This window comes from Bradyrhizobium sp. Pha-3, from assembly GCF_042258325.1.
Classification (GTDB): domain Bacteria; phylum Pseudomonadota; class Alphaproteobacteria; order Rhizobiales; family Xanthobacteraceae; genus Bradyrhizobium; species Bradyrhizobium elkanii.
Genome location: NZ_CP170151.1, coordinates 6,788,977 through 6,812,515, shown reverse-complemented (window position 1 = coordinate 6,812,515; position 23,539 = coordinate 6,788,977). Strand labels below are relative to the sequence as shown.

Sequence of the window (23,539 nt, the reverse complement as noted above, 5' to 3'; positions counted from 1 at the left end):
TCAGCACCTAACAGATTCATGACAGTCAAGGGCCTGATCTCGGCATTCACCCAGCAGGAAGACCTCAATTTCCTGCTAACCAACCGGATTCCGCGCGCCGCGCTGACCCGCTTCATGGGCTGGTTCTCCAAGGTCGAGAACCCCCTGGTGCGCGACGTCTCGATCGCCTGCTGGAAGCTGTTCTCCGACCTCGATCTGTCGGAGGCCAAGAAGACCGAGTTCAGGAGCCTGCACGATTGCTTCACCCGCGAGCTCAAGCCCGGCCTGCGTCCGGCCGCAGCCGATCCCGCCATCATCGCGAGCCCGTCGGATGCAATCATCGGCGCGCATGGGCGGATCGAGGACGGGCAATTGTTCCAGGTCAAGGGCGCGCCTTATTCGCTGCTCGATCTGGTCGGCGATCCGGCGCTGGTGGAGCAGCACCGGAACGGCCGCTTCGTCACGCTGCGGCTGACCTCGAGCATGTATCACCGTTTCCACGCGCCCTATGATCTTGCCATCGACAAGGTGACGTTCATTCATGGCGACGTCTGGAACGTCAATCCGATCGCGCTGAAGCGGATCGAGCGGCTGTTCTGCAAGAACGAGCGCGCGGTGCTGCGCGCCAAGATTCCAACCGGCGAAGCACTGACGCTGGTTCCGGTCGCCGCCATCCTGGTGGCGAGCCTCCGCCTGCATTTCCTCGACATCACGCTGAACGCGCAGTCGCGGGGCCCGGTGGATTTCTCCTGTGACGCGCATGTGAAGAAGGGCGAGGAGCTCGGCTGGTTCGAGCACGGCTCGACGATTATCGTGCTGGCGCCCGGCAATTTCGAATTCTCTGACAATGTCGCGGAGGGAACGCGGATCAAATGCGGCGAACCGTTGCTGCGAAAGCCTTTATAACCTTGTTTCCATCGCGCTCATCGTTTGAGCATGAAAACCGGCTTCCACTTTTCGAGATCATGCTTAGAATGGTCGGGATCGTCGTGCGACGATCCTAAATCGCAAACCTGATGGACACGAGATGGCGCGGACGCCTGTTCTGGCGGCGGGAGGCATTGTGCTGCGGCGGGAGACACCGCCGCGCTTTGCCGTCGTGCGCCTGCGCAAGCGCAATGAGTGGGTGCTGCCGAAAGGCAAGCTCGACGACGGCGAGACGCCGCGCGCCGCCGCCGAGCGCGAGGTGCTCGAGGAAACCGGCTACGACGTCGACGTGCACGAATTCCTCGGCACGCTGGTCTATGATTCAGGCGGCCGTTCCAAGGTGGTGCACTACTGGCGCATGGATGCCGGCGGCAAGCCGGTGCGGGCGCTGATGAGCGACATCCGCGAGGTGGACTGGCTGCCGCTCGATGCGGCGCTCGAGCGTCTGTCGCGCGGCTATGAGCGCGCGTTCCTGGAAAATGTCGGACCGATCGCGTTGCAGGCCGCGGCGCTCGCCGAGCGCGAGCGGCGCGCGCGGGCAAGAGCCGTGGCTGCAGAGCGCCGGCGGAGCCGCGAAGCCGCAGTGCCACAGGTCATCGACGAGCAGGAGGTCGCCGACGCGCCTGATGTTGCCGATGCGGCTGCGCCGGCGGAGGCGCCGGCCATCGATCAGCCGCCGCTGGCGCAAAGCGAACCCGATCCGCCGGCCATGGCGCCGCAAGACGTTCCGGTGGCCGCACCCGATGCAGCTGCCGAGACCGAGCGGGGCGCCGAGACGGTCATCCCTGAACAAGCGCCGCCATCGGTGCACGAGGTCGTGCCAGCCGGCGCGGCACCTCGGCCCGCGCCGCGCAAGAATCTGATCGAACGCGTGCGCGACTGGCTCCGTCGCGCGGCGTGATCATCCGCACATCTGACGTCGTGCCGTTGGCTGCCAGGCCTCAATGTCGCGCTGCAAGGCAAGACATTCGGCAAGACGCTTGGGCGAACCCAGGTCACGCGCCAGAAGCTGTGCCGCATGAACTTCGGCCATGGCGCCGCGAACGTCTCCATGCTCCAGCTGGAGGCTGGAGATCTGAAGCCTCAGCCGCACGATCTGAACCCGCCCTTCGATGCTGGACCACAGCTGGCGAGCGAGATGGAGATGCCGCACGGCTGTTTCATGATCCTGCCGCGAAAGCGCGAGGATCGCCTGCGCTTCGTTGGTGAGCGCGCGGATCGAGGGCATCGGCCAGCGATCCGGACTTCCCGAAAGTTCGCAGATCAATGCCTTCGCTCGAGCGATCCGATGCGTGTGCGCGGCAACCAGCGCCAGATGCGCGAGCAGGATTCCGCGCCGCTGCAGCGTCCACCAGGTCTTGCCGATCAGGCTCCGCTCGAGGCTTGCATAGGCGGCTTCCGCTTCGCCTCTTGCGAGCAGCAGCATGGCGCGGCCCGGTTCCGGGCACCAGCCCAGCGTGTAAGCCCTGTCATAGGCTTCGAGCGCTGCGTCGTCATTGCCGATTGCCGCCTGAATATCGCCCAGCACCCGGTTGGCATCGCCCAGCGACCACGGCGCATCGCTGGTCAGGCGCGCGAGCGCGTCCTGAATGCGCGCCAGCGCTTCGTCGAGCGAGCCTCGGATACCCAGCACCTCGGAGCGGTGCAACTGGCACGAGCCCGTCAACTCCATGCCGCTGCCCGAGCAGAAGTTCTGGTAGCTCCGCGTCCACTGGTCGGCGCGTGCCCAATCTCCGAACATCCGGGCCGCCCAGAGGATGTTGCAATAGAGGTTGCCGCCCATGATCGGGTCCAGATTGTTGCTGGACAGCGCAACTGCGGCGGCATGGTCCTGATCGGCCAGTCCTCCGTGTGTGTCGCCGAGGCACAGCCGATAGAAGCCGCGATAGGCCAGGCTCAGCGCTTCGATATTGATCGCATCCTTGTATCTGACGGCGGTGTAGGCGGCGTCGGCCAACGCGAGTGCCTGTTCCGGCTCGCCATCGAAAGCAGCCAGTTTCGACTTCATCCATAACACCAGGGCCGTCGTCGGGGGATCGTCGAGCGTTGAAGCCCAATCCTCCGCCCGCGCGAGCCAGCCCTTTCCGATCGCGGCCTGGCCGCTTTCGAAATGCAAGGCCGAGAGTGCTATCGCGTCGACCGTGGCGCCTGCCGCGTCACCGGCCTGGCTGCGTGCGGCGACCGCGCGAACCAGAATCGGAATCGCTGCCGTGGCCCTGCCGAGGCACTGCAGGGCAAGCGCCCAATCGTGGAAATCCTCAGCGTTGAGCTGGCCGCTTTCATCCGCGCTCGCGAACAGCGTTGCTGCCTGCAACCACAATTGTCCGGCCGCTGCGCGTCGGGCGAGACCGATTGCACCGACGGTGCCATCGACTTGCTTGGGGTCGATGCGTTCCGGCTGCCTGATCTCGGACTCGAGGAAAAAGCGATAGCCTTTGCCCGGCAGATTTCGGATCGCGCCGTCCATGCCGCCGTTGCGCAGCGCGGCGCGCAACGCACTCACCGCCCGCTGCAGCGAGTTGTCGGTGACCGTCACATCCGGCCAGACGGCTTCGAGGAGTTCTTCCTTGGAGATGACCCGCTCGCGGTGTCGAACCAGATAGATCAGCAGATCGAACACACGCGGCTGCAATGGGACCTCTTGGCGCGCGCACAGCAGCACGCGTCCAGCTTCATCAAGCTCGAACAGTCCAAATGAGAATGCCATGTGTATGAGTTGGGGCTCGGCGGAAAAGGTTCAGGCAAAGATCAGACAAAGATCAGGCAATGATCAGTCCGCGGTAAGGACAGTCGGCATCGACGGCGTCTATAGCTCATCATGGCTCGCCATGAGCGCCTGCCGTTCAATAATTGCAACCGAGGAGATTTCGATGGAACTCTATGTCATTCGCCGTCCGAGCGCCTGGGCGAACATGAGCGAACTGGAACTCGCCGGCGCAACGTCCGCCAGGATCGGCGACGAGCAGATGCCGGACCGCGTCCGCTGGATCCGCAGCTATGTGGTGCATGAGGCGGATGGTCGCATCGGCACATTCTGCATATACGAGGCGCGTGACGGTGACTCGATCCGGGAGCATGCGCGCTGCGTCGGCATGCCGGGCGAGGAATTCTACAAGGTGGCGGCAACCGTGGTGGTGCGTGATGATCCGGTCCAACCGCCCATTGCAGCCGAATGACGCCTGAGCGGCGTCGCATGGCGTATCCCGGCCAAACCTGATCCGGGGCGCCATCACACTTCGATCAAGGAAACGATTATGTCGATTTCATACATGGAATCCATTTCAAGTCCGGTACGAAGGCATTTTTCCTTCCTGCTTTTGCGTATCCGCCGGATCGTCAATCAATCGGTCGCAGGCATGATCGCACATCGCGAGCGACAGGCCAGTCGCCTGATGCCGCGCGAGGCCGGCGGCCGTCAGCCGAAGGGCGCCGGCAGCCGCTGCTCAGGGCCGGTCGTGCGAAGCGCACTGCTCGGGCTGGTGATCGCGGGTTTGTCCTCACCCTTGTTCACCAGAGCGGAGGAACCTGTCGTTCGGGAGCATCGTGCAGCTCCGGCGCAGCAGGCCGCCTCGACTCAGCGCAGCAGCCATGGCTGCAGGCATCGCTCGGATTGGAGCATAGTTGCCGCATCGACCATCCCGGTCCTGCTCGACCGCCGCACGTAGCGCGCAGCACATTTGAAGTCATTGCACTGCTCGACGCCTTTTTGGCGCAACTCGCGGACTCTCGGCGAGGCTGGCGGCCTCGTCACGAGCCGCATCACATTTTCAAAGGAGATGCACATGAACGTTCAGACCGAAATGCCGACCATCGATCTCGCCGCCGTCAAGGCGCGCCAGCAAGCCACCTGGAGTTCGGGCGACTACGCGATCGTCGGCACCACGCTCCAGATCGTCGGCGAGATGCTCTGCGAGGCAGTCGACCTGCGCAGCAATCAAATGGTGCTCGACGTCGCCGCCGGCAACGGCAATGCGACGCTGGCCGCGGCACGGCGCTTTGCCGACGTGGTCTCGACCGACTACGTCGCGGCGTTGCTGGAGCGCGGCCGCGAGCGGGCGGCCGCGGAGCGTCTGCCCGTCACGTTCCAGGAAGCGGACGCGGAGAAGCTGCCGTTTGCCGACGCCAGCTTCGACGTCGTGCTGTCGACCTTCGGTGTCATGTTCACCGCCGATCAGCAGCAGGCGGCGAATGAATTGCGCCGCGTCTGCCGCATCGGCGGCAAGATCGGACTTGCGAGCTGGACGCCGGAAGGGTTCATCGGCCAGGTGTTCAAGACCATCGGCAAATATGTGCCGCCGGCGCCGGGCGTGAAGTCTCCCGCGCTGTGGGGCACCGAGGCGCATCTCGGCGCCTTGTTCGGCGCGCAGGCGACGCTTGATGCCAAGCGCAGGCACTTCAATTTCCGTTACAGGTCGCGCGAGCATTTCCTCGAGATCTTTCGCACCTATTACGGTCCGGTGCTGAAGGCGTTCGGGGCGATCGATCCGGTCAAGCAGCAATTGCTCGCCGCCGACATGTTCAGCCTGATGGACCAGTTCAATATCGCCAGGGACGGCACGCTGGTGATCCCGGGTGAGTATCTGGAGGCTGTGATCACCAGGCGGGGCTGATCTGCCGCTCGCCTTTGGTCGATCTGCGAATGGCGCCGGCGTTCTCGCCGGCGCCATTCGCACGTTTGATCGACATTGGTGCGATCGCTCGGTTACTGACGCTTGTCCCTGGGCGGAGGCTTCGCGCCGCGCGGCGGAGGCGGCGCGCGCCGTTGCTGGAAGCCTGGACGCGCCTGCACGGCGGGCCGTTGCAGGCCCGGACGCATGCCCGGTACGGCCTGCTGGATGCCGGGTCGCATCTGGCCGGGCGCTTGCGGCACCGGCTGCGCGGAGCCTTGGCGCGGCGCGCCCGATTGACCCGGTTGGGCCGCTGGTGGTCCTGGCTGGCGCACGCCGCCCGGGGCCTGTGTGCGGCCGGGCTGCAGGCCGCCGCCTTGCCGTGCCGGCGATTGTTGTCCGCCGGGTTGCGTCGCGCCGCCTTGGCGCGCGGGCTCTTGGCGCGTTGGCTGTTGTCCCGCCGGCTGTTGTCCGGCTGGCGTTCGGACGCCGGGCGCACGCGGCAGCGTCGCGCCGCCCGGTTGGCCCGGCAGCGCGTGCTGTGCGCCGCCTTGCTGCTGCGTGCCGGGCTGCTGCTGCGAACCTTGCCGGCCAGGCGCGCCCGGTTGCTGGCCGGGACGGTTCGGCTGACCGGGCTGCTGCAACTGGCCCGGACGGTTCTGCTGACCCGGCTGCTGCGGGGCGTTGCGGTTTTGGCCCGGCAGGCCGTTCTGGCGCTGCGGGTTCGGCTGCACCGGCTGGCCGCGGTTCGGATAGGGCGCGGCCGGATTGGCCCTGCGGAAGTCGGGATTGGCGCGCCGGAAGTCGCGCTGCTCGGTCACGACCTGACGGCCCAGCGTCTGCGCGCTATGGACCTGGCGCACAAAGCCCTGGTCGCGTGTGATCTGTTGCGGCGAGATCGTCAGCGGCACCGCGGCGAACCGGGCGCCGCCGGTGCCCGGACGAATCGCAAAGCCACTCGCGCCGCGCGTCAGCACTCCGAGCGAAGCGCCGCTGCGGTCGTTGACCTCGATGCGGCCGACATGTCCGTCGGCGTCGGGATAGAGCTTGATGCCGACATTCCTGCTGGTCGCGGTGGCGCCTTCGGGCACCTCGACGAGGCCGGTGGTGCCGCGGATGCCGAGCGTCGCGGTCGGGGTCGAGATCTTCATGTCGCCGGTCTTGGCGACCGCGGCGGCGACGAAGGCCGCCGTTCCCTTGGTAACGTTGAACAGCGCACTGTTCTGCTGGCCGCCGTCCTCATAGACATAGTTGTCGATCGTGATCCTGGCATTGGCGCGCAGGTTGAAGGTGGTGCCGTCGTTGAAGGTGATGCCGAGCGAGGAGGTCGCTGATGTCGCGACCTCGTCATTGGCAAAGATGTCGTCGCGGATCTGCAGCGGCGTCGAGGTGTTGTTGCGCGTGACGGCCGCGGTTCCTGTCAGTGTTGCCACGTTGCCGATCGGCTCCGGCGCCGCGGGCTGCGCATTCGCGGCCGGCGCCGGCGTTGCAGGCGCGGGTGTAGCAGGAGCAGGCGTAGCCGGCGTCGGACTCGGCGCCGGGCCAGGCGCCTGTGCAGGCTGCGCTTGTGCGAGCTGCGTCAAGTTCGACGCGGCATTGGCCGTTGGTTGCCAACCGATCGTGACGCCGGCGCCAAGCAGAAGCGCAAAGAGAAAGCTGCGGCGCATCACCATCGATTCCCGGGGAGGCAGTGGGCACGGCAATTGAGCCGCGTCAGGCTGAATGCCGGATGAACGGTCTCGCCTTGTTGTCACGACGAACCGAAACGATCAAGCACCGCGCTCCGTTGCCGGAAACGCGGTGCCTGGTCGCTGTTGGGGTTTTGTTTAGCCGCGCTTGTGAGGAGTGATATTGAGCGGTTTCGCCGGCTTGGCCGCGGGCGCGTAGCTCGCGGGTTGCGCAGCCGCCGGCGGCACGTAGCGGAACACCGCCTTGCAGCCGTCGCTGAGCAGCGCGCGCTGGCGGATCATGCAGGCGGTGACGCGATCGACATCGGGGATTTCCGAGCTGCACAACCGCATGGCGTCGCTGGTGCACATCTGCTGCTGCTCGTCGGTGTAGGCAAAGGACGCCGAAGTCAGCAGACCGAGCGTGAACGCGGTCGCCGCCAGCAGTTTGCCGTGACGAAGCGCGGAAGCGGTGAAAGCCATCATGTCCCCCTTGTGATCGCGCCGAAGCAGCGCGTTGTCGAAGCCATCACTAGGCAGGCTTGGTTTCGGCAATTCTTCGTCGCCAGGGCAAAATGGTTTCGTCGCGCGGGCCGTTTGTTTCGTCAACCGCACCCGATCGGGGGTTACGGCGCCGCGGGCGCCGCTGCCCCTTCGAGCGCGAGCACGGCCTCGCGCTGGGCCTCCGGCATGGCGCGGATGCGGCGCCTTGCGGTGAGGCGGAGCGCGGCAAAGCCGCCGAGGAACACCACGATCTTGCTCACGATGCCGAAGACCGGCATCACGACGGCCCATGTCGTGATCTCGCAGGTCAGCGCGACGATGGCGTTCACCGCGGCGGAGATGAACATCAGGGCGGCCCAGGCATAGCCGACCTTGACGGCGACATCGGGCACGACTTTCTGTGCGATCCCGGGCAGGTAGCGGTTGAGCCAGCCGGGCTTCAGCATCACGACGCCGACGATCGCGTAGATCACGCTCGGCTTGAACAGCACGAAGCGCGGGTCATGGGTCAGCAGCGTGGCGGTGCCGGCGGCGACGACCAGGAACAGGCTGAGCCACTCCATGGTGTCGATCCGCTTGCCGCGCACCATCTGGACGCCGATCTGCACGACGCCGAACGCGATGCCGAGGCCGACCGCAAGCGCGGTGTTGTGCGTCAGCAGGAACAGAACCAGAAAGACAAGGGTCGACGCCAGGTCGAGCGCCAGCAGCCTTGCCGCGGTGAGGAAGTGCTTCATTGATTGCCAGTCGCCCGCAGGTTCAATTCATTCTCGACAATGCGGCTCTTATAGCGGGTCCGGCGACCCACATGAAGCGACCGCCGGGCGGATACAAGCCATTACCTGAAGGGCGGCTGGCAAAACTCGACCCGCCATTGCACGGCGCAGCCCTGCACGGGCATCGCATGCGAGCCCCTCATCGCGATCGTCGGGTCGTAGTTGCGGCCGGAGTGAACGCAAAACAGCAAAGCGCCCGGCGGGGGCGGCCGCCGGGCGCTGAACTCATGCCTGGTCGAATGTCCTAGAACACGCCGAGAATAATGGCGCCGACGAAGGCTAACGCGATGTACGCGGCCACAATGCTCAGCTTGCTCAGCAGAGGACTCGCGAAATCCATTGGGGAAACTCCCTCGGTTCACAACGCTGCCCGCATTAACGTCAAAGCTAGCAAGGGGTTCCAGGCCGAAAAAGGCAGTCTTGTTGTCAGGCTCGCTATTCGCGGCAATGCCGCATTGCGATGCGCGGCTCAAATAGTCGCCGAATCAAGGCGTTGACGCGCCGCAAATATATTCGGCGGCGGTACCGGTTCCAGGCGCCCGATGGCAGTACCGTTTGGATGTCCGTCGGTTGCTCTCGGCCCTGCCGCCAGCATCGTGAGCCTGTGTCGTTGCGCCGCAAGGCGGCGCCGTCATTTGTTGTGCGCCTGTCACAAACCATACCCAGATTGCCGCCGGAATGACCGGGGCTCTACCCCGGTATTAAGTACTTGGGGGCGTTACGTGAAATCTGAGTTTCTGAGCCGCGCAAGCCGGCTTGCGCTGGCTATTTCTGCGACTTCCTTGGGGATCTCCTGTCCGGCGCTGGCCGCAAGCTTCAGCACTCCTCCGAACAGCACGACGGCGCAGACCGTCTCCAACAATGACACCGGCGCGGTCGCCACCGGCAGCAGCCTGTCGGTGACGGGCACCGCGATCACCTGGATCACCGGCCTGTCGTCGCCCGGCGTCGTCATCACCAATAACGGCACCATCTCGGCGACATCGCGCGGCATCGACACCTCGAGCAGCGCCATCAGCGGCAATCTCACGCTGATCAACAATGCCGGCGCGGTCTTCACCGCGTCCAACGATGCATTCCGGATCAATGGCGGCCTGAGCAGCGGGTCGGTCACCGTCGACAATGCCGGCACCATCCAGTCGACGGGCAACGGCCGCGTCTTCGACTTCGTCAACGCGACGTCGAACACCACCGTGTTCTCGATCACCAACCAGAGCGGCGGCACCATCAGGTCATCAGGCAGCGACGTGATGCGGATCGGCGGCGGAACCACCACGATCACCAATTCCGGCATGATCGACGCGACCAATACGGCCGGGTCCCGCGCGATCCGAGCCACCACCAATCTCAACAACGTGATATCGCTGTCGATCGTCAACAATGCGGGCGCGACGATCCAGTCGGCGGACGATGCCATCCAGATCAATGGCGCGTCGGGCAGCAACAGCACGACCGCGGCCAGGTTCTCGGTCGACAATGCCGGCACCATCAAATCGGCGACCGGCCAGGCGATCGACTTCGACAATCTCACCTCGACCGCCGCGAGCGTTCACATCACCAACCGCGCGACCGGCTTGATCACCGCGTCCAATGCGGATGCGATTCGTCCCGGCGAAAACTTCACCATCGACAATTACGGCCAGATCATCGCCAATGGCACGATCGATCCCGCAACCGGCCGGCCCAGCGCCGATGCATTCGATCTTCAGGGCGGCCACAACGGCACCGTCAACAACTATGCCGGCGGCCTGATCTCGGGTGCCAAGAACGGTACCGCGGGCGACGCCGGCACCATCACGGTCAACAATTTTGCCGGCGCAACCATCATCGGCCGCAACGGTGCGGGCGTCGGCGGCGGCAACGCCATCGTCATCAACTATGGCACCATCACCGGGGCGATCGACGGAGTGTCGACGCGCAGCGATGGCGACGGCATCGATATCGACAATGTCCTGACGCTGACCAATTACGGCATCGTCCAGGGCACCGGCGCAACCGGCGCCGACGACGGCGGCCGCTTCAACAACAGCGAAGGCCTTGCGATCGGCGGCGGCACCATCCGCAACTACGGCACCATCAGCGGTGCCGCGGCGGGCATCGTCGTCAACAACGATTCAAATCCGGATAATTCGCGCAGTGGATCGGCGGCGCTCGACCTGATCAACTATGCCGGAGCCACCATCGTCGGCAACAACAGCTACGCGATCCGCTCCGAGAACAAGACCGGCAATGCCGCCGTCGACAACGACAGGATCGTCAACTACGGCACCATCATCGGCAACGGCACGATTCCCGATCCCAACGGCGTGACGCTGCTGCAGAACGGCACCCCCGATACCGGCTCGGTCGGCACGCTGAACGGCGTGACCTATACCGGCACCGGCTCGACCAGCTTCATCCGCGGCGACGGCGCGGCGATCCAGACCGGCGAGGGCGCCGACGTGCTGTCGAACTACGGCACCATCATCGGCAATACCGGCCGCGCGATCAGCATGGAAGGCGGCGACGACACGCTCAATCTCTATGGCGGCTCGACCATCACCGGACGGATCGATGGCGGCGTCGGCACCGATACGCTCAATCTGTTCGGTCCGGGCACGGGTACGCTCTCGAACGTGATCAATTTCGAGGTGCTCAACGTGCAGGGCGGCGTCTGGACCGTGACCGACACGCAGAGCTACCAGAACGGCGCCACCATCGGCTCCGGCGCGACGCTGTTGGTCAACGGCTCGCTTGGCAATGCCGTGACCGTCAATGCCGGCGGCACGCTCGGCGGCAATGGCAGCGTCGGCAATGTCCTGGTCAATGGCGGCACGCTGTCGCCGGGCAATTCGATCGGCACCCTGACGGTGCAGGGCAGTCTCACCTTCACCGCCGCATCGACCTATCTCGTCGAAGTGTCGGCCGCGGCGTCCGACCGCACCAACGTGACAGGCGTGGCAACGCTCGGCGGCGCCACGGTCAACGCGTCCTTCGCCGGCACCACGTTCCAGAAGCAGTACACCATCCTCAACGCAGCCGGCGGTGTCAGCGGCCGTTTTGCCGGGCCGGTCAACAGCAGTTTGCCATCGAACTTCACCTCCAGTCTGAGCTATGACGCCAACAACGTCTATCTCAACCTGGCGCTGAATTTTGCCGCAGCCTCGAAGCTCAACGGCAATCAGGCCGCGGTCGGCAATGCGATCAGCAACGCCTTCAACAGCACCGGCAGCGTTCCCGCCGCATTCGGCGCGCTGACTCCGGCCGGGCTGACGCAGGCGTCGGGCGAACTCGGCACCGGCTCGCAGCAGACCACGTTCGATGCCATGAACATGTTCCTCGGTCTCATGACGGATCCCTTCACCGATGGGCGCGGCGGCATGCCTGCAAATGGCGGCGCGTCGCAATTCGCTGATGACACCATGAGCTACGCAGCGACCGGCATGTCGCGTGCGAACGCCGCGCGCGACGCCTATGCCGCGATCTATCGCAAGGCGCCGCCGCCACCGCAGACGTTCGAGCAGCGCTGGAGCGTCTGGGCGGCGGCCTTCGGCGGCGGGCAGAGCACCGATGGCGGCACCGCCGTCGGATCGAATTCGACGACGAGCCGCATTTTCGGTGTGGCTGTCGGTGCCGATTACCGGATCTCGCCCGACACGATTGCCGGCTTTGCGCTCGCCGGCGGCGGCACCAATTTCACCGTGGCCAATGCACTCGGCGGTGGACGCTCCGACCTGTTTCAGGCCGGCGCCTTCATCCGTCATGGATTCGGTCCGGCCTATCTGCTGGGTGCGCTCGCCTATGGCTGGCAGGACGTCACCACCGATCGCACCGTGACGATCACCGGCATCGACCGGCTGCGCGCGCAGTTCAACGCCAATGCGCTGTCGGGCCGGATCGAGGGCGGCTATCGCGTCATCACGCCGTGGTCGCTGGCGCTGACGCCCTATGCCGCCGGACAGTTCACCACCTACGATCTGCCGTCCTATGCCGAGCAGGTGCTGTCGGGATCGAGCGCGTTCGCGGTGGCCTATGGCGCCAAGACCGTCACCGCCACGCGCAGCGAACTCGGCGTCCGCAGCGATCGCTCGATCGCGTTGCAGGATGGCATTCTCAGCCTGCGCGGCCGACTTGCCTGGGCGCACGACTACAACACCGATCGCGGCGTTGCCGCGACATTCCAGACGCTGCCGGGCGCGTCCTTCGTGGTCAACGGCGCGACGCCTGCGAGCGATGCGGTGCTCACCACCGCGAGCGCGGCGATGAACTGGACCAGCGGCTGGTCGGCGGCGCTCACCTTCGAAGGCGAATTCTCCGACGTCACGTCGTCCTATGGCGGCAAGGGTGTCGTTCGCTACACGTGGTGATGGCGATCATCTCGGCAGGGCGCGTGTTGCCCTGCCGGGTTCCGTCGCATGGTTAAGGACAGCTGAAAACAACGCATCGAAATGCGTTGAAGAGTCTTTAATCAAATTCGCAGAACCTCCGCGCCATGACGCGTGGAGTTCGTTTGTATCTCGTCGGCTCCCTTGTCCTTGTGTCGCTTGCTGGTTGCGGTCGCGGTCTGTTTCAGACTGCCGAGCGCGAACCGTGGCGGGCCGAGGCCGAGGCCGCATGCCTGAAGTCGGGCGCGGTCAAGGAGAGCGCCGACCTCGTCCGCATTGATCCGATCTCCGGTCCCGGCGTCTGCGGCGCCGAGTTCCCGCTCAAGGTCGCCGCGCTCGGTGAAGCCAGTTCAGCTTACGGATTTGCCGACGACAGCCTGCGGCCGCCGGCACCAGTCGGCAACCAGCCGCGCTGGCCGATCAACCGCCAGCCGGCTCCGCCGCCCGCGCAAGCGCCGTATTCCAATCAGGCCGTCGGCCAGCCGAGCTATGGCAATGAGCCGAGCTATGGCAGCCGTCAGAATGGGCCGGTCTCGCTGTCGGCGCCCGGCGTTCCGTCGCAGCAGGACGAGATCGATTTACCGCCGGATGGCCCGCCCGACGCCAGGGGCGAGCGACCTTATTATCCGGGCCTGCCTTCCAATCCGCAGCGCGACAGCGCGGCCGCGCCCTATTCACCGGCACCGTATTCCCAGCAGCCGCCCGGCGCGCCACCGCCGCCGCGGCTCGGTCCCTCGAGCGGCAATCCGGTGGTGACGGTCGGCCCGGTCGCGGTGAAGCCGGCGGCAACGCTGGCGTGTCCGATCGTCTCGGTGCTCGAGCGCTGGCTCGCCGATTCCGTACAGCCGGCGGCGCAGCGCTGGTTCGGCGCGCGCGTCGTCGAGATCAAGCAGATCTCGGCCTATTCCTGCCGCGGCATGAACGGCAATTCGCACGCGCATATTTCCGAGCACGCCTTCGGCAATGCGCTCGACATCGCAGCGTTCACGCTGGCGGACGGTCGCCGCATCACCGTGAAGGATGGCTGGAAGGGCCTGCCGGAAGAGCAGGGCTTTCTGCGCGATGTCCAGGCCGCCGCCTGCCAGCAATTCACCACGGTGCTGGCGCCGGGGTCCAACGTCTATCACTACGACCACATCCATGTGGATCTGATGCGCCGGGCCAGCCGGCGCCTGATCTGCCAGCCCGCCGCCGTCTCGGGCGAGGAGGTCGCGGCGCGTGCCGGCGGCCGTAACCCCTATGCAACGCGCGAACCTTATGTCACAGGATCGCTCGGCGGCAGAAAGCCGGCCCCGCGGGGTAAGGCGGGGGTCAACGAAGAAGACGAATTCGCCGACGAATAGGGGCGCGTCTGATACCCGTATTTTTACTGGGTGACACCGTGCAAACGGTAGCCACTTTTGTTGCATATGCTCGCTGAGTCGGGCGCACCCGGCTGATTGTTTGGGGGATAGCTTTGCAAGACGCGCCGATCATTCTCGTCATCGAAGACGATCGTGATCTTCAGATGATGGTGGAGGACGCCCTGAGGGACGGCGGCTATGAGCCGGCGATCGCAGGTTCGGGCGAGGAAGCCCTGACGCTGCTGAAGGCGTTCCGCACCAAATACTCAGCACTGGTCACCGACATTCGCCTGCTCGGCCGGCTCGACGGCTGGCGCGTGGCGCGCGGCGCCCGCGAGATCGATCCGTCATTCCCGGTGCTCTACATCACCGGCGGCGGCGGCGATGAGTGGCCGACCAGGGGCGTACCGGACAGCGTGCTGCTGAACAAGCCGTTCTCGCCCGATGAACTGGTTACGGCCGTGGCGAAGCTGCTCGAGAATGCCGCGTAGGCCTCAGCGATTGATCGCCCCCGCGAAATCGGCGATGCGGAGGTTGTACGGGGCAAACGTGTCTTCCGGGCCGGCATGAATGACTTCGCACAGTCGATCACGGCGGCAGCTTCCCTGATAGCCGGTCGCGATCCGGTCCTGCTTGGGATCGTCGCATTGTCGTTGCGTGTCAGCCTGCTGGCGAGCCTGCTCGCGCTTCTGATCGGCGCGCCGATCGGCGGCTGGCTTGCGATATCGAGATTTCGCGGACGGCAGGTGGTGATCGTGCTCGCCAATGCCTGTCTCGGCCTGCCGCCGGTCGTGGTCGGCCTCGGGCTTTATCTCCTGCTGTCGCGATCCGGACCGCTGGGCTTCGCCGGGTTGTTGTTCACGCCGACGGCGATGGTGGTGGCGCAGGTCATCCTGGCGACGCCGATCGTGGTTGCGCTGGTGCATCGTCCGGTCGCGCTGCTGTGGGCGGAATATGCCGATCTGATCCGCACCGACGGCCTGTCCCGCCTGCGCAGCCTTGTGCTGGTGTTCTCGCTCGGCCGCGCCTCGCTGCTCACCGCATTCCTCGCCGCGTTCGGCCGCGCCATCGCGGAGGTCGGCGCCATCATCATCGTGGGCGGCAATATCAGCGGCTATACGCGAACGATGACGACCGCGATCGCGCTCGAGACCAGCAAGGGCGAGCTGGCGCTCGGCCTCGGGCTCGGTGTCATCCTGCTTGCGCTGAGCGTCAGCGTCAGCACGATCGCGTTTCTGCTAGTGCGCGGCGTTGGGGAAAAATAGCTGTTCGCCGCCGACCTTGTAGCCGGCGATGGCCGACTGCCCGGCCTGCGAGACCAGCCAGTCGATGAAGGCCTGGCCATCCGCGGCCTTCACCGTCGGATGCTTCGCCGGATTGACCAGCATCACGCCGTACTGATTGAACAGCCGCCGGTCGCCTTCGGTCAGCACGGAGAGCTCGCCGCGATTCTTGAACGACAGCCAGGTGCCGCGGTCGGACAGCACATAGGCATTCGACGCCGACGCCATGTTGAGCGCCGGACCCATGCCCTGGCCGATCTCGCGATACCATTGGCCTTTCGCCGAGCCGAGATCGACGCCGGCCGCTTTCCAGAGCCGCAGCTCGGCCTCGTGTGTGCCGGAGTGGTCGCCGCGCGAGATGAAGGCCGATTTGGTCTCGGCGATCTTGCGCAGGGCGTCCGCGACATCCTTGTCGCCGGCGATATGCGCCGGATCGGCCTTCGGGCCGATGATGACGAAATCGTTGTACATCACGTCATATCGCCTGGTCGCAAAGCCTTCGGCCAGGAACTTCTCTTCGGCCACCCGATCATGCACGAATACGACATTGGCATCGCCGCGCCGTCCGATGTCGAGCGCCTGTCCGGTGCCGACCGCGACCACCTTCACGGCGATGCCCGAGGCCTCTGAGAAGCGCGGCAGCAGATAGCCGAACAGGCCGGACTGCTCGGTCGATGTCGTCGAGGCCACGATGATGGACCGGGGCTGCGCGAGCGTCGGGCCGGCGAACAACAGCGCGGCAGCGATGAGGAGGTTTCGAACGAACGATGTCATGTGAATACTGCGTACCGGAGAATGATGTCGGTCACCTTGCCGCATTTCGTCCGGTGACGCAAAGCAGGCGCGATGTCGCGCGCTGCGATCGGCGGTGCTAGGGTCGCCCCGAACGAAGCATGAAGAAGGGATATCGGATCATGGCAGCAGAGAAGGTCGCGCTCGTTACCGCAGGCGGCAGCGGCATGGGAGCAGCGGCGGCGCGGCGCCTCGCGGCCGATGGTTTCCGCGTTGCGATCCTGTCGTCGTCGGGCAAGGGCGAGGCGCTGGCGAAGGAGCTCGGCGGCCTCGGCTTCACTGGGTCGAACCGTTCCAACGATGATCTGAAGCGCGCCGTCGACGGCGTGGTGGCGCGCTGGGGCCGCATCGATGCGCTGGTTAACAGCGCCGGCCACGGCCCGCGTGCGGGTGTGCTCGAGCTGACCGACGAGCAGTGGCACACCGGTCTCGACGTCTATCTGATGAACGTGATCCGCCCGACGCGTCTCGTCGCACCTCACATGCAGGCGCAGAAGTCAGGCGCGATCGTCAACATCTCCACCGCCTGGGCGTTCGAGCCGAGCGCGATGTTTCCGACCTCGGCGGTGTTCCGCGCCGGGCTCGCCGCGTTCACAAAACTGTTCACCGACAGCTACGCCGCCAGCAATGTGCGCATGAACAATGTGCTGCCGGGCTGGATCGACAGCCTGCCGGCAACCGACGAGCGCCGCGACAGTGTGCCGATGAGGCGCTACGGCAAAGCTGAGGAGATCGCCGCAACCATCGCCTTCCTCGTCTCCGACGGCGCGGGCTACATCACCGGCCAGAACATCCGCGTCGATGGCGGATTGATGCGGTCGATTTGAGGACTTGCCGAACGACCGGAAAGTGAGGCTAGCCGGCATCGCGCTGAAATCGCCGCCCAGGCTGTAGAAGATGATGGCCCGGAAGGATGTTGCGACGCAATCCAAGGAACGGCGCAAGATCGCTAAGTGCGCGACGTCGCGCGCTTTCGCCATACCCGCAAGTCAGCCATGACCTTTATGCTCGCGCCCAGCACCAGTGCGCACAGCGCAGCCTTCGACATCGTCTCCATCGTCCCCTCGACCAGCATGCCATGGATCACGCTGCCTGCGACGATGATCACCGCAAGCGACATATGGGCAAGGCGCCATGTTCGCGGTCGCAGTCGCAATCGCCGGCGCAGTGCCGCCAACAGCGCGACGGCGAAGATCGCCCACATGGCGATCACACCCCACGGGGAGAACGGCGTCGGCGATGAGAAGAGCAGGGCGTCAATCATGTCCGGCGGACTGGTGATCCAAAGGCCGGCGACATGGATCACCACCGCCGCGACCAGCGCGCCTCCAATCCAGTGGTGTGCTCGCCGTCCGCGATAAGCGGCCAGTCCCGGCAAGTATCCGCCAATCAGCAAGGGCTGAACGAGCGCAAGACCCAGCGCGATAATCCCTGCGAATCCCGCCAGGATGTAGACCGGACCGCGCCATGCGAGCAGTGGGCTCGCCGCTGCCGCGGCGATCGGCATGCAAACGGCGGCCACAAGGGCGGCCCAGATCAGGGTCGCCCGGGCTAATCTCATCCTGTTAGATCCCAACCCGGTCAGGCCGGCTGAAGCACGAAATGCGCCTCAAGGCTGGTATCTTTTGCGCTCCGCATCACGGGACGCAGAAAGACGGTTTTGAATTCACCGCTGTCATAGGCGAGGTGACCATGCGGTTGGCCGAAGATCGGAATGATCTGCGGGATCTCGAGACGAAACGCCCCGTTCTTGTCGGTAAGCGTGGCGCCATGGCTCTGCGGCTCGTGCTCCTGCCCTTCGGTCGTGTGCGCCCAAATCTGGATGCGCTGCCCGGCAAGCGGAGCCCCGTCGCCGGCGCGGCGTACGGTGCCGCTCATCCAGAAGCCGCCTTTGCCGATCCGATCCACGATCGGCGCACCCTTGCGGTAGTTGTTCGACCCGCCCGCCATCGAGTCAGTCGGTGCGAGGCCTTCAGCGCGGGCGGGTAGCAGCAGCCCGGCAACCCCGGTTGCCAGGACGGAGCCGCCAGCGGCGAGCAGGATGCGACGGTTGAACACGACGGTGGTCATGTGGATTCTTCCTCCTGGCGACCGTGCAATTGCTCCGTCCAAGCTACAACAACAGTCGCGAGGTGCCCAGCTGAGGGACGCGAAGGGCGCGGTAGGTCGCAGAGTTGTGAATGGGCGTGCCGGCCGCTCGACCCGCGTCATTGGCGAGGCAAATTGATGCCTCCGTATATGCGGTGCGGTGGGATTGCGTCGGTTCGCGCGCAGTGATGGAATGCGGCGTCGACCTTCCGCCATGTGCCCGGGCCCGCAGCAACACCACTTGCGTCTACGCGCTGCGCGGCGCGCTCCAGGCCGCGCGCGTCATAATTGCGGCGACCTCTGATTGCGTTTGTCGTGATGACAAACTGAAAACGCAGGGCTAGCCTTCCGTCAAATCAAAACATACGGGAGGAATGGCATGCCAGACGCAGCAGTTGCAGCACGCGCTTCAGACTCCACGCAGAGCGGAACCACGCAGCAGGTCGACGTTGCGGTGGTCGGCGCCGGCTTCGCCGGACTTTACCTGCTGCATCGGTTGCGCAAGGCGGGCTTCTCGGCGGTCGCGCTCGAAGAGGGCGCCGATGTCGGCGGCACCTGGTACTGGAATCGTTATCCCGGCGCGCGCTGCGACATCCAGACCATCGACTACAGCTACACCTTCGATCCCGAGCTCGATCAGGCCTGGACCTGGTCGGAGAAATACGCCACCCAGCCGGAAATCCTGCGCTATCTCGGCTTCGTCGCCGACCGCTACGATCTGCGTCGCGACATCAGGTTCGGTACCAAGGTCACGAAGGCGACCTGGGATGATGCGACTTCACGCTGGCTGATCTCGACAAACAACGGCGCCAACGTCTCGTGCCGCTACTACATCATGGCGACCGGCTGCCTGTCGTCGCCGAAGCCGCCGGAGATCGACGGCGTCAAGGATTTCAAGGGCGAGATTTATTTCACCGGCCGCTGGCCGCATCAGGGCGTCGATCTCAAGGGCAAGCGCGTTGCCGTGATCGGCACCGGATCGTCGGGCATTCAGTCGATTCCTTTGATCGCCGAGCAGGCCGCGCAGCTCACCGTGTTCCAGCGCACGCCGAACTTCGCATTGCCTGCGGGCAACGGCCCGGCGCCGGAGGATCGCAAGACGTATTTCGAGAGCGACCGCGCCGCCTATCGCGAGCAGGCGCGCTGGTCGATGGCCGGCGTGCCCTATCCGCAGCAGACCGTGGTGAGCTGGCAATTGAGCGACGCCGAACGCCGCGAGCGGTTCGAGAAGGCGTGGGCGGCGGGCGACCTCGTCCACATCCTGACCCAGCTCTGGGCCGACCAGGCGGTCGATGTCGACGGCAACAGACTGGTGGCCGATCTGATCCGCGAGAAGATCGGCGCTGTGGTCAAGGATCCGGAGACGGCGGCGGCGCTCGCCCCGCATGATCATCCGTTCGGCGCCAAGCGTCCTTGCCTCGATACCAATTACTACGCGACCTACAACCGTCCCAACGTGACGCTGGTGAATCTGCGGCAGGAGCCGATCGAGGGGATCACCACCAGCGGCATCTTCACCAACGGACGCAAGTTCGACGTCGACGTCATCGTGTTCGCCACCGGCTTCGACGCGATGACCGGCGCGATCATGGCGGTGCATCCGATCTCCGGCCGCGGCGGCAAGTCGTTGTCGGATGTCTGGGCGCACGGACCGCAGACCTATCTCGGCGTCACCGTCGCGGGCTTCCCCAATCTGTTCATGATCACCGGTCCCGGCAGCCCGTCGGTGCTGTCGAACATGGCGGTCTCGATCGAGCAGCATGTCGATTGGGTGGTGGAGCGGATCGCCGCGCTGCGCGACGCCGGCTTCACCACGATGGAAGCAACCGACACTGCGCAGGCCGGCTGGGAACGCCACATGGCCGATTGCGCGACGCTGACGCTGCATCGGCTCGCCAACACCTGGTATACGGGCGCCAACGTGCCCGGCAAGCCGCAGGGTGTGATGCCTTATACGGGCGGCGTCGGTCCGTATCGCAGCATCTGCAACGAGGTGGTCGGCCGCGGCATGCTCGGCTTCAAGCTCTCGGGTCCCGGCGTTGCCGAGCAATGCAATGACGGCGAGATCGTGCGCCTGCAGCCGGATGTGCGGCTGGTGCTGAATCTGCTCGGCGAGATGAACCTGCCGCCGCTCGAGACGATGGGGGCGCAGGGCGCGCGCGACTTCCTCACCGAGTTCAACAAGGGCCGTCCTGCCGGCCGCCCGGTCGGCGAGGTCGGCAGCGGCATGCTGCAGGGCGCGGACGGTCCGCTGCCGTACAAGCTCTACCGGCCGGCGACGCCGGGGCCGCATCCGATCGTGGTGTATTTCCACGGCGGCGGCTGGGTGCTCGGCGACGAGATGTCGGACGATCCGTTCTGCCGCGACCTGTGCCGGCGCACCGGCATGATCATCGTCAGCGTCGGCTATCGCCATGCGCCCGAGCATCGCTTCCCGGCCGCGGCCGAGGACGGCTATGCCGCGACGCGCTGGATCGCAGCCCACACCGCCGAGCTCGGCGGCAGGGCAGGGCCGCTGCTGGTCGCCGGCTGGAGCGCCGGCGGCAACATCGCGGCGGTCACCTGCCAGCTCGCGCGCGATCGCGGCGGGCCTGAGATCGCGGGCCAGCTCCTGATCTGTCCGGTCACCGACTCCACATTCGACCGGCCGTCCTATACCGACAACGCGGCCGGCTACTTCCTGACCCGCGGGCTGATGTACTGGTTCTGGGACCTGTACTGCTCGCCGGCCGATCGCACCGACCCGCGCGTCGCGCCGCTGCGCGGCGAGCTCGAAGGCCTGCCGCCGGCGTTCATCGCGACCAGCGAGTTCGACCCGCTGCGCGACGAGGGCATCGCCTATGGCGACGCGCTCGCCAAGGCCGGCGTCAAGGTCGAGCAGCTCAAGGCGCAGGGCCACTTCCACTCGTCGTTCGTGATGGTCGACGTCATCATCACCGGCGTCAGCGGCCGCGTGAAGATGGCAAAGGCGCTGCGGCGCTTCGCCGGCCTGCCCGAGGAGGTCGAGCAGGACAACGTCGCCGCGCCGGAGGTCAACGCGGCGGCGAACTAGATTAGGTTTGAATTGCAGCCGCGCTCCCTCTCCCGCTTGCGGACACTTGCGGGGGAGGCGCGTTGCGAAAATATCGAAAACAACCCCATGCAAAGGAGCTGGCGGTGGCAGGCGTTCTACCAAGCCACTTGACATGTCGGGCAACTCACGGATATATTTCTAATATCCCGAAATCGTGCGGACGCACATTCCGACGTTTCCACGTCGTTATGGCCAATAGCTGCCCTGCGCTTGCGGGGGAGGTGCAGCGGTCTGCCGCGAGACCGTTTCAACCTGGCGACATCTCACGCTAACCGAGCTCGAACGTCGTGACGCCGAACACGCGATCGATCCGCAATGGCGGGATCGCGCCGGTATACATCCGCGCGGTCTCGAACACCGGTGACAGCCCGAGGTCTTGCGCCAAGGCGACGGCGTCGCGGTTGATCGCGGGGACGTCGAGGAAGATCTCGCCGCCGCCTGCGCTCGCGAGCAATGCCGACAGGACGGCCTCGGCGCCGGCACGGTCATCGGCAACGAGCGGGCCGATCTTGCGGCCGGTCCGGCAGGGGCGGATCACGCCCCAGCCGGCCAGCCTGCCGTCGCGCATCAGCGCGCGCCCGACATGTCCTGATTTATAGATCCAGGCGCGCAGGAAGGCGGGGCGCGGGGCCGGAAACACCGTGGCATCATCGGCCTCGATCAGCGCCATCGGCAGATCGGTCAGCGCGACGGTGCCGTCGCTCAGCGCGGATGGTACGGCGACAGTGCCGCCATAGCGCACATTGGCGTAAGCGAGCGCGAAGCCGGACTTCTGGTAGTTCCCCTGCTGCGCCACCACGCCATCGAGCCCGATCACGCGCGGGCGCGCATGCGCGATGGCCGCATTCCAGATCTTCAGGCCGTGGCCGCGGCCGCGCAGGTCCGGGCGCACGATGTAGAAGCCCAGGAAGGAAAATTGCGCGCCGTAATTGACGCAGGAGATCACCGCGGCTGGCTCGCCATCGAGCTCGCCGATGAAGAAGCCCAGCGGGTCCTCGGCGGCAAAGCAGGGCGCATCGGCGAGACCGGGATTCCATCCCTCCGCCGCGGCCCAGTCCACCGCGAGCGCGATCTCGTCCGGCCGCATGTGTCGGATGGTGAGGTCGTTCATGGTCGATCGCCTCGTCGTGCTGGAGTTATTGATCGTGCACATCGACGGCTGGAGAACAATACCCCCCGTGACGACCTAAAGAACCTACGTCCGCCATGTTGATGAGGCTGCCAACGGTCCGCGCAAAGCGCGGCCCGTTGATAAACTCCGCGGTCGTCTCAAGCACGACGGCCAATTGGGCCGCGCATGCTTCGAGGCTCGCTACGCGAGCACCTCGGCATGACGGGACGAAGAGCGCGCTGGTCCGCGATAAGACGTCGATCTCACCCGGCCTTCGGCCGGTACGCCGCGAAGAACACGCGCGTCGCGCTGTCGACGACGGTTGCGATCCGCTCCGGCGAGGGCGACGGCCTGGCCTGGAAGATGAACGCCTGGAACAGCGTCGCCTGGCACATCTGCATGAATTGCCAAGCCGCGAGCTGGTAGTCGTCGATCACGAGCTCGCCGAGCGCGGCGCGCGCCTCGAGATAGGCGGCGAAGCGGTCGACGGTGTGGGCGATGACGTGGGTGTAGAACCGGCTGCCGAGTTCCGGCATCCGCTCGGCGATCGCCATCACGGTGCGGATCGCTGAGCCGCCGCCGGGCCGGCACAACACCGCGACATAGGCGCGGCCGAATTCGGGAAGGGTGGTGTCGACGTCGCGCGCTGGATCGAAATTGAAGGCGACCTTGCCCTGCTCGAGCTTTTCCTCCTCGACGATCGCCGCGAACAATCCGGCCTTGTCGGGGAAATAGACATAGAGCGTGCCCTTGGAGACGCCGGCAGCGCGCGCAATCTCGCCCATGCTCGCGCCGTCAAAGCCGAGCTCCAGGAAGACCTTGCGGGCGCCGTCCAGGATCTGGCGGCGTTTCGACGATTCCTCCTCGCCGACGGACTGGAGGGAGGTTCGGGGCGCTGCAACCATTGATTTAGCTTCTCAGGAAAGAACTCAACCCAGAGTAGGAAAGGGAAGAATCGAAGCTTTATAATCTAACGGACGGAATATAGTTTGACCGAACCGTTCGGTCAATGGTATCTTGGGAGT

Annotated in this window: 20 protein-coding genes; 11 read left to right on the top strand and 9 right to left on the bottom strand. The window is 65.5% G+C overall.

The window, feature by feature from the left end; all coding sequences use genetic code 11:
- Positions 1-18 precede the first annotated feature (18 nt).
- Both asd and ACE10X_RS32600 read left to right on the top strand, forming a co-directional pair.
- Positions 19-885, top strand: a complete 867-nt coding sequence (gene asd / locus ACE10X_RS32605; RefSeq protein WP_038383051.1) for an archaetidylserine decarboxylase — start codon at positions 19-21, stop codon at positions 883-885.
- Between the two features lie 121 nt (positions 886-1,006).
- Positions 1,007-1,807: an NUDIX hydrolase gene (locus ACE10X_RS32600; RefSeq protein ID WP_080583243.1), complete on the top strand. Its 801-nt coding sequence runs from the start codon at positions 1,007-1,009 to the stop codon at positions 1,805-1,807.
- On the opposite strand, the gene ACE10X_RS32595 is transcribed toward ACE10X_RS32600, so the two are convergent.
- Positions 1,808-3,613, bottom strand: coding sequence for a winged helix-turn-helix domain-containing protein (locus ACE10X_RS32595; protein WP_038383052.1), 1,806 nt, complete (start codon positions 3,611-3,613; stop codon positions 1,808-1,810).
- Between the two features lie 163 nt (positions 3,614-3,776).
- On the opposite strand from ACE10X_RS32595, the gene ACE10X_RS32590 reads away from it, so the two are divergent.
- From ACE10X_RS32590 to ACE10X_RS32580, 3 genes are all read left to right on the top strand, one after another.
- Complete coding sequence (locus ACE10X_RS32590; RefSeq protein WP_038383053.1) at positions 3,777-4,082, top strand: nickel-binding protein; 306 nt, start codon at positions 3,777-3,779, stop codon at positions 4,080-4,082.
- A 93-nt stretch (positions 4,083-4,175) separates the two neighbouring features.
- A complete protein-coding gene (locus ACE10X_RS32585) occupies positions 4,176-4,571 on the top strand; it encodes a hypothetical protein (protein WP_304557602.1) in 396 nt (131 codons plus the stop codon).
- Positions 4,572-4,688: 117 nt separating this feature from the next.
- Entirely contained in the window at positions 4,689-5,516 is an 828-nt protein-coding gene (locus ACE10X_RS32580) for a class I SAM-dependent methyltransferase (protein WP_038383056.1), read from the top strand.
- Between the two features lie 92 nt (positions 5,517-5,608).
- On the opposite strand, the gene ACE10X_RS32575 is transcribed toward ACE10X_RS32580, so the two are convergent.
- The 3 genes from ACE10X_RS32575 to ACE10X_RS32565 form a co-directional block, all read right to left on the bottom strand.
- Positions 5,609-7,186 carry a FecR domain-containing protein gene (locus ACE10X_RS32575; RefSeq protein WP_304557604.1) on the bottom strand — a complete coding sequence of 526 codons (1,578 nt, stop codon included), beginning with the start codon at positions 7,184-7,186 and terminating at the stop codon, positions 5,609-5,611.
- 153 nt (positions 7,187-7,339) lie between these two features.
- The gene (locus tag ACE10X_RS32570; RefSeq protein WP_063709652.1) at positions 7,340-7,666 is read right to left on the bottom strand and encodes a hypothetical protein; all 327 of its coding nucleotides are present in this window, start codon (positions 7,664-7,666) and stop codon (positions 7,340-7,342) included.
- Between the two features lie 140 nt (positions 7,667-7,806).
- Positions 7,807-8,421, bottom strand: coding sequence for an inner membrane-spanning protein YciB (locus ACE10X_RS32565; RefSeq protein WP_038383058.1), 615 nt, complete (start codon positions 8,419-8,421; stop codon positions 7,807-7,809).
- Between the two features lie 761 nt (positions 8,422-9,182).
- Here ACE10X_RS32565 and ACE10X_RS32560 point away from each other — a divergent pair.
- The 4 genes from ACE10X_RS32560 to ACE10X_RS32545 all read left to right on the top strand — a co-directional run bounded on the left by ACE10X_RS32560 (position 9,183) and on the right by ACE10X_RS32545 (position 15,432).
- Complete coding sequence (locus tag ACE10X_RS32560; RefSeq protein WP_375763387.1) at positions 9,183-12,806, top strand: autotransporter domain-containing protein; 3,624 nt, start codon at positions 9,183-9,185, stop codon at positions 12,804-12,806.
- Positions 12,807-12,931: 125 nt separating this feature from the next.
- The gene (locus ACE10X_RS32555; RefSeq protein ID WP_038383059.1) at positions 12,932-14,167 is read left to right on the top strand and encodes an extensin family protein; all 1,236 of its coding nucleotides are present in this window, start codon (positions 12,932-12,934) and stop codon (positions 14,165-14,167) included.
- Positions 14,168-14,280: 113 nt separating this feature from the next.
- The gene (locus tag ACE10X_RS32550) at positions 14,281-14,658 is read left to right on the top strand and encodes a response regulator (RefSeq protein WP_038383060.1); all 378 of its coding nucleotides are present in this window, start codon (positions 14,281-14,283) and stop codon (positions 14,656-14,658) included.
- Positions 14,659-14,733: 75 nt separating this feature from the next.
- Entirely contained in the window at positions 14,734-15,432 is a 699-nt protein-coding gene (locus tag ACE10X_RS32545; RefSeq protein ID WP_038383061.1) for an ABC transporter permease, read from the top strand.
- On the opposite strand, the gene ACE10X_RS32540 is transcribed toward ACE10X_RS32545, so the two are convergent.
- Positions 15,406-16,224 carry a substrate-binding domain-containing protein gene (locus ACE10X_RS32540; RefSeq protein WP_038383062.1) on the bottom strand — a complete coding sequence of 273 codons (819 nt, stop codon included), beginning with the start codon at positions 16,222-16,224 and terminating at the stop codon, positions 15,406-15,408. The genes ACE10X_RS32545 and ACE10X_RS32540 overlap by 27 nt on opposite strands.
- 140 nt (positions 16,225-16,364) lie before the next feature.
- Between ACE10X_RS32540 and ACE10X_RS32535 the strand changes: the two genes are divergently transcribed.
- Complete coding sequence (locus ACE10X_RS32535; RefSeq protein WP_038383072.1) at positions 16,365-17,069, top strand: SDR family oxidoreductase; 705 nt, start codon at positions 16,365-16,367, stop codon at positions 17,067-17,069.
- A gap of 122 nt (positions 17,070-17,191) precedes the next feature.
- Here the strand turns inward: ACE10X_RS32535 and ACE10X_RS32530 are convergent, their stop codons facing one another.
- A complete protein-coding gene (locus ACE10X_RS32530; RefSeq protein ID WP_375763386.1) occupies positions 17,192-17,803 on the bottom strand; it encodes a ferric reductase-like transmembrane domain-containing protein in 612 nt (203 codons plus the stop codon).
- 20 nt (positions 17,804-17,823) lie between these two features.
- Positions 17,824-18,312, bottom strand: a complete 489-nt coding sequence (locus ACE10X_RS32525) for a twin-arginine translocation pathway signal (protein WP_038383064.1) — start codon at positions 18,310-18,312, stop codon at positions 17,824-17,826.
- A 397-nt stretch (positions 18,313-18,709) separates the two neighbouring features.
- Here ACE10X_RS32525 and ACE10X_RS32520 point away from each other — a divergent pair, with 397 nt between their 5' ends.
- On the top strand, positions 18,710-21,382 hold the full coding sequence (locus ACE10X_RS32520) for an alpha/beta hydrolase fold domain-containing protein (RefSeq protein WP_038383065.1): 2,673 nt from the start codon (positions 18,710-18,712) through the stop codon (positions 21,380-21,382).
- 289 nt (positions 21,383-21,671) lie between these two features.
- Here the strand turns inward: ACE10X_RS32520 and ACE10X_RS32515 are convergent, their stop codons facing one another.
- Both ACE10X_RS32515 and ACE10X_RS32510 read right to left on the bottom strand, forming a co-directional pair.
- The gene (locus ACE10X_RS32515; protein ID WP_038383066.1) at positions 21,672-22,514 is read right to left on the bottom strand and encodes a GNAT family N-acetyltransferase; all 843 of its coding nucleotides are present in this window, start codon (positions 22,512-22,514) and stop codon (positions 21,672-21,674) included.
- Between the two features lie 263 nt (positions 22,515-22,777).
- Positions 22,778-23,419 (bottom strand): TetR/AcrR family transcriptional regulator, encoded by a 642-nt coding sequence (locus ACE10X_RS32510; protein WP_038383067.1) that lies wholly within the window; start codon positions 23,417-23,419, stop codon positions 22,778-22,780.
- Between the last annotated feature and the right edge of the window lie 120 nt (positions 23,420-23,539).

Bases quoted from the DNA above. Each gene is read 5' to 3' on its own strand.
- ACE10X_RS32600 (WP_080583243.1), top strand. From the start codon at position 1,007: ATGGCGCGGACGCCTGTTCTGGCGGCGGGAGGCATTGTGCTGCGGCGG.
- ACE10X_RS32530 (WP_375763386.1), bottom strand. From the start codon at position 17,803: ATGAGATTAGCCCGGGCGACCCTGATCTGGGCCGCCCTTGTGGCCGCC.
- asd (WP_038383051.1), top strand. From the start codon at position 19: ATGACAGTCAAGGGCCTGATCTCGGCATTCACCCAGCAGGAAGACCTC.
- ACE10X_RS32575 (WP_304557604.1), bottom strand. From the start codon at position 7,186: ATGGTGATGCGCCGCAGCTTTCTCTTTGCGCTTCTGCTTGGCGCCGGC.
- ACE10X_RS32510 (WP_038383067.1), bottom strand. From the start codon at position 23,419: ATGGTTGCAGCGCCCCGAACCTCCCTCCAGTCCGTCGGCGAGGAGGAA.
- ACE10X_RS32590 (WP_038383053.1), top strand. From the start codon at position 3,777: ATGGAACTCTATGTCATTCGCCGTCCGAGCGCCTGGGCGAACATGAGC.
- ACE10X_RS32520 (WP_038383065.1), top strand. From the start codon at position 18,710: ATGCCAGACGCAGCAGTTGCAGCACGCGCTTCAGACTCCACGCAGAGC.
- ACE10X_RS32580 (WP_038383056.1), top strand. From the start codon at position 4,689: ATGAACGTTCAGACCGAAATGCCGACCATCGATCTCGCCGCCGTCAAG.
- ACE10X_RS32570 (WP_063709652.1), bottom strand. From the start codon at position 7,666: ATGATGGCTTTCACCGCTTCCGCGCTTCGTCACGGCAAACTGCTGGCG.
- ACE10X_RS32545 (WP_038383061.1), top strand. From the start codon at position 14,734: ATGAATGACTTCGCACAGTCGATCACGGCGGCAGCTTCCCTGATAGCC.
- ACE10X_RS32525 (WP_038383064.1), bottom strand. From the start codon at position 18,312: ATGACCACCGTCGTGTTCAACCGTCGCATCCTGCTCGCCGCTGGCGGC.
- ACE10X_RS32595 (WP_038383052.1), bottom strand. From the start codon at position 3,613: ATGGCATTCTCATTTGGACTGTTCGAGCTTGATGAAGCTGGACGCGTG.
- ACE10X_RS32585 (WP_304557602.1), top strand. From the start codon at position 4,176: ATGGAATCCATTTCAAGTCCGGTACGAAGGCATTTTTCCTTCCTGCTT.
- ACE10X_RS32565 (WP_038383058.1), bottom strand. From the start codon at position 8,421: ATGAAGCACTTCCTCACCGCGGCAAGGCTGCTGGCGCTCGACCTGGCG.
- ACE10X_RS32515 (WP_038383066.1), bottom strand. From the start codon at position 22,514: ATGAACGACCTCACCATCCGACACATGCGGCCGGACGAGATCGCGCTC.
- ACE10X_RS32555 (WP_038383059.1), top strand. From the start codon at position 12,932: ATGACGCGTGGAGTTCGTTTGTATCTCGTCGGCTCCCTTGTCCTTGTG.
- ACE10X_RS32540 (WP_038383062.1), bottom strand. From the start codon at position 16,224: ATGACATCGTTCGTTCGAAACCTCCTCATCGCTGCCGCGCTGTTGTTC.
- ACE10X_RS32535 (WP_038383072.1), top strand. From the start codon at position 16,365: ATGGCAGCAGAGAAGGTCGCGCTCGTTACCGCAGGCGGCAGCGGCATG.